We start from the raw sequence: 2,669 nt of genomic DNA, 5'->3' as shown, positions 1-2,669 counted from the left end.
GGCTCGACGTCTTCCGCAGCCAGACAGCGGAGCACGTGCTGGAGGTCTATCGCCGGGCGGTGGCCGAGTATGGCGTGCCCAAGGAAATGCTCTCCGATCAAGGCCGCCAGTACTCCAGTTGGCGGGGCACGACGCGGTTCGAGGCCGAGCTCAAGAAGGATCGGGTGCACCACCTGAAGAGCCGGCCCCATCACCCCATGACCCTGGGCAAGATCGAGCGCTTCTGGAAGACGATCTGGGAGGAGTTCCTCGAGCGCGCCCAGTTCGAGAGCTTCGACGCGACTTGCGAGCGGGTGCGGCTCTGGGTGCAGCACTACAACCACCGGCGGCCCCACCAGGGCCTGGAGGGGCTCTGCCCGGCGGATCGCTTCTTCGGCATCGCGCAGGAGCTCCGGCAGGTGATCGAGCGCGGCATCCAGGAGAACGTGCTGGAGCTCGCGCTCCATGGGGAACCCCAGAGCCCATTCTACATGGTGGGGCGGCTGGGCGAGCAGTCGGTGGTGATCCGGGCGGAGAAGGGCCGCGTGAAGATGCTCGTCGATGGCGCCGAGCCGCAACCGCAACGAGAGGTCACCTACGACCTGGCAGGAGGAACCCGTGAGCACGGAAAGCAGAGCCAAGAAGGAGCCGCTGCCGTATACTGCGCAGCAGCGGGTGCAGGCGGTGCTGTCGCTTTGGACCGAGCGGCGACGCCCGGCGGACCTCTGCCAGGAGCTGGCGATCAGCCCGAAGGTGCTCGCCCATTGGGAAGAGCGGGCGCTGGCGGCGATGCTCCAGGCGCTGGAGACGCCGACGCGGCGGGAACCGGGCCCCGCGCTGAGCCCGAAGCTGGAACGGCTGGTGGCGCGCCAGGCGGTGCGGCAGCAGGGCCGCCTGGCCACACTGGAGAAGCGGCTGGCCAAGCTCCAGGACCCGAAGGCGCCCCCGCCCCCCAAGTAGCCGATGCTCCCCGCGGAGCGGGAGGATCCTGCGATGCGCGATCCGACGGCCCAACCCGACCGGCCAGCCCTGGCCCGGCAGCGGGCGCAGCTGATCCTGCAGGTGCGGAGCGGCGTGTTGACGGCCGAGGCGGCGGCCCGGCAGCTGGGGGTCTCCCGCAAGACGTACTACAAGTGGGAGCGCCGGGCCTTGGCGGCGATGGTGGAGGCCTTGGAGGACCGGGGCCAGGGGCGCGCGCGGCAGCCGCGCGACCCGGAGAAGGAGGCCCTCCGGCGCCAGACGGCGGAGCTCCAGGCGAAGCTCACGGTCCTGGAGCAGACGGAGCGGATCCGGCAGGTGCTGGCGCAGCCGGATAAAAAAAACGGCTGAGGTCGCCGCTATGATGCTGACCACCCTGACCCAACTGAAACGCCAAGTGCGCTGGCCGTACCAACGCCTCTGCCGGTCCGTGGGCGTGCCGTATGGGACCTTCCGGCGGTGGAAGCAGCGCCTGGCGCAGGGCCAGCCGGCCCGGTTCCGGCCGGGGCCGAAGAAGGTAGCGCCCCTGAGCCTGGAAGAGCTGCACGGAGAGGTGGCCCGCCTGCACCATGGCCACGAGCGCAGCCGGGGAATCGGGGCAGTGTATCGGCAGTACCGACCCCAAGTCTCCCGTCGCGAGCTGCAGGCGCTGACCGAGACGCTGCGGCGGGAGCTGGCCCAACAGCGCCAGGCCGAATGCCGCCACATCACCTGGCACGTGCCCGGCCTGGTCTGGTCGCTGGACGACGCGGAGTTGGCGCGACTGCCGCACCAGTGCCTGCGCCTGCACCAGGTGCAGGATCTCGCCTCGCGCTTTAAGTTCACACCCTGGGTGGGAGAGCGAATCTTCGGAGAATCCGTAGCCGCTCGGCTGGAACACCTGTTCGTGCAGTATGGACCGCCGCTCGTGCTCAAGCGCGACAACGGCTCCAATCTCAATCAGCGAGCGGTCGATGAGGTGCTGGCCCGTTACCTCGTGATGCCGCTGAACTCACCACTCCACTATCCACCGTACAACGGCGGGATGGAACGCGCGGTCCGGGAACTGAAACCTCCGCTAGTGGCGAAGATCCTCGCCAGCGGTCCAATCCCGGACTCCCAGGTGCAAGGCTGGGCGGAGGTGTTGGCGCACGAACTGAACCATCGCCCCCGCCGCTGTCTCGATGGGCACGTGGCCTGCCGGGTGTTCCAGGATGCGAGGCCAGCCCTGAAGGCGTATACTCGTCGCAAGCGAAGGGAGGTCTTCGATGAGATCAACGAACTGACCCGGACGCTTATCCGGGCCCGGGCGGTTCATACTCAACGGCAAGCTGAAGTAGTCCGGCGTCTCGCGGTAGAAACTTGGTTACAAAGCAACGGAGCGATCAGCATCACTCAGAACAGGAAAGTGTTACCCGTTTTCCTCGAAGAAATCGCTCATAATTAGGTTGGCCGCACAGGCCTGCCGTGATTCGATGGCAGCGAGGCGCGCATTGAAGTGGTTACCCAAGTTGCATTATGTGTTCCACACTGATCCACAGCGTGTGCAGGCGGCGGCCATGTCGCGGAGACACGTCCTGCCGTGCGTACTGTGCTTCTTTCGGCTCAGCCGGGGGTTTGCAGAAGAATTGGGGAAGACTCGGCGTGGCGCAATGTAGGGCAGTCCTAAGATAGAAGTGAGGAGGGGGAATGTCTCCAGTGGACTATCGCAAGCTGCCATTTTGGACGCGGCC

At 66.7% G+C, this 2,669-nt stretch carries 4 protein-coding genes; 3 read left to right on the top strand and 1 reads right to left on the bottom strand.

Features of this window, described 5'->3' with window-relative positions; genetic code table 11:
- Positions 1 to 446 (bottom strand): hypothetical protein (locus tag VEG08_08125; GenBank protein HXZ27949.1); only part of this gene is annotated, 446 nt, incomplete at its 3' end.
- Between the two features lie 151 nt (positions 447 to 597).
- Between VEG08_08125 and VEG08_08120 the strand changes: the two genes are divergently transcribed.
- Genes VEG08_08120 through VEG08_08110 form a run of 3 tightly spaced genes read left to right on the top strand, consistent with a single transcriptional unit; the run spans position 598 to position 2,383 of the window.
- Complete coding sequence (locus VEG08_08120; GenBank protein ID HXZ27948.1) at positions 598 to 939, top strand: hypothetical protein; 342 nt, start codon at positions 598 to 600, stop codon at positions 937 to 939.
- Between the two features lie 33 nt (positions 940 to 972).
- Complete coding sequence (locus VEG08_08115) at positions 973 to 1,308, top strand: helix-turn-helix domain-containing protein (GenBank protein HXZ27947.1); 336 nt, start codon at positions 973 to 975, stop codon at positions 1,306 to 1,308.
- Between the two features lie 10 nt (positions 1,309 to 1,318).
- Complete coding sequence (locus VEG08_08110; GenBank protein HXZ27946.1) at positions 1,319 to 2,383, top strand: hypothetical protein; 1,065 nt, start codon at positions 1,319 to 1,321, stop codon at positions 2,381 to 2,383.
- Positions 2,384 to 2,669: the final 286 nt, after the last annotated feature.

The sequence above is a fragment of the Terriglobales bacterium genome, from assembly GCA_035624475.1.
In the GTDB taxonomy this organism is placed as follows: Bacteria; Acidobacteriota; Terriglobia; order Terriglobales; family Acidobacteriaceae; genus DASPRL01.
The sequence above is the reverse complement of the archived record's forward strand: the minus strand, read 5'-3'. Positions and strand labels throughout refer to the sequence as shown.

What these genes read in the sequence shown, in the direction of transcription:
- VEG08_08115 (HXZ27947.1), top strand. Translation starts at nt 973, where the DNA reads ATGCGCGATCCGACGGCCCAACCCGACCGGCCAGCCCTGGCCCGGCAG.
- VEG08_08110 (HXZ27946.1), top strand. Translation starts at nt 1,319, where the DNA reads ATGATGCTGACCACCCTGACCCAACTGAAACGCCAAGTGCGCTGGCCG.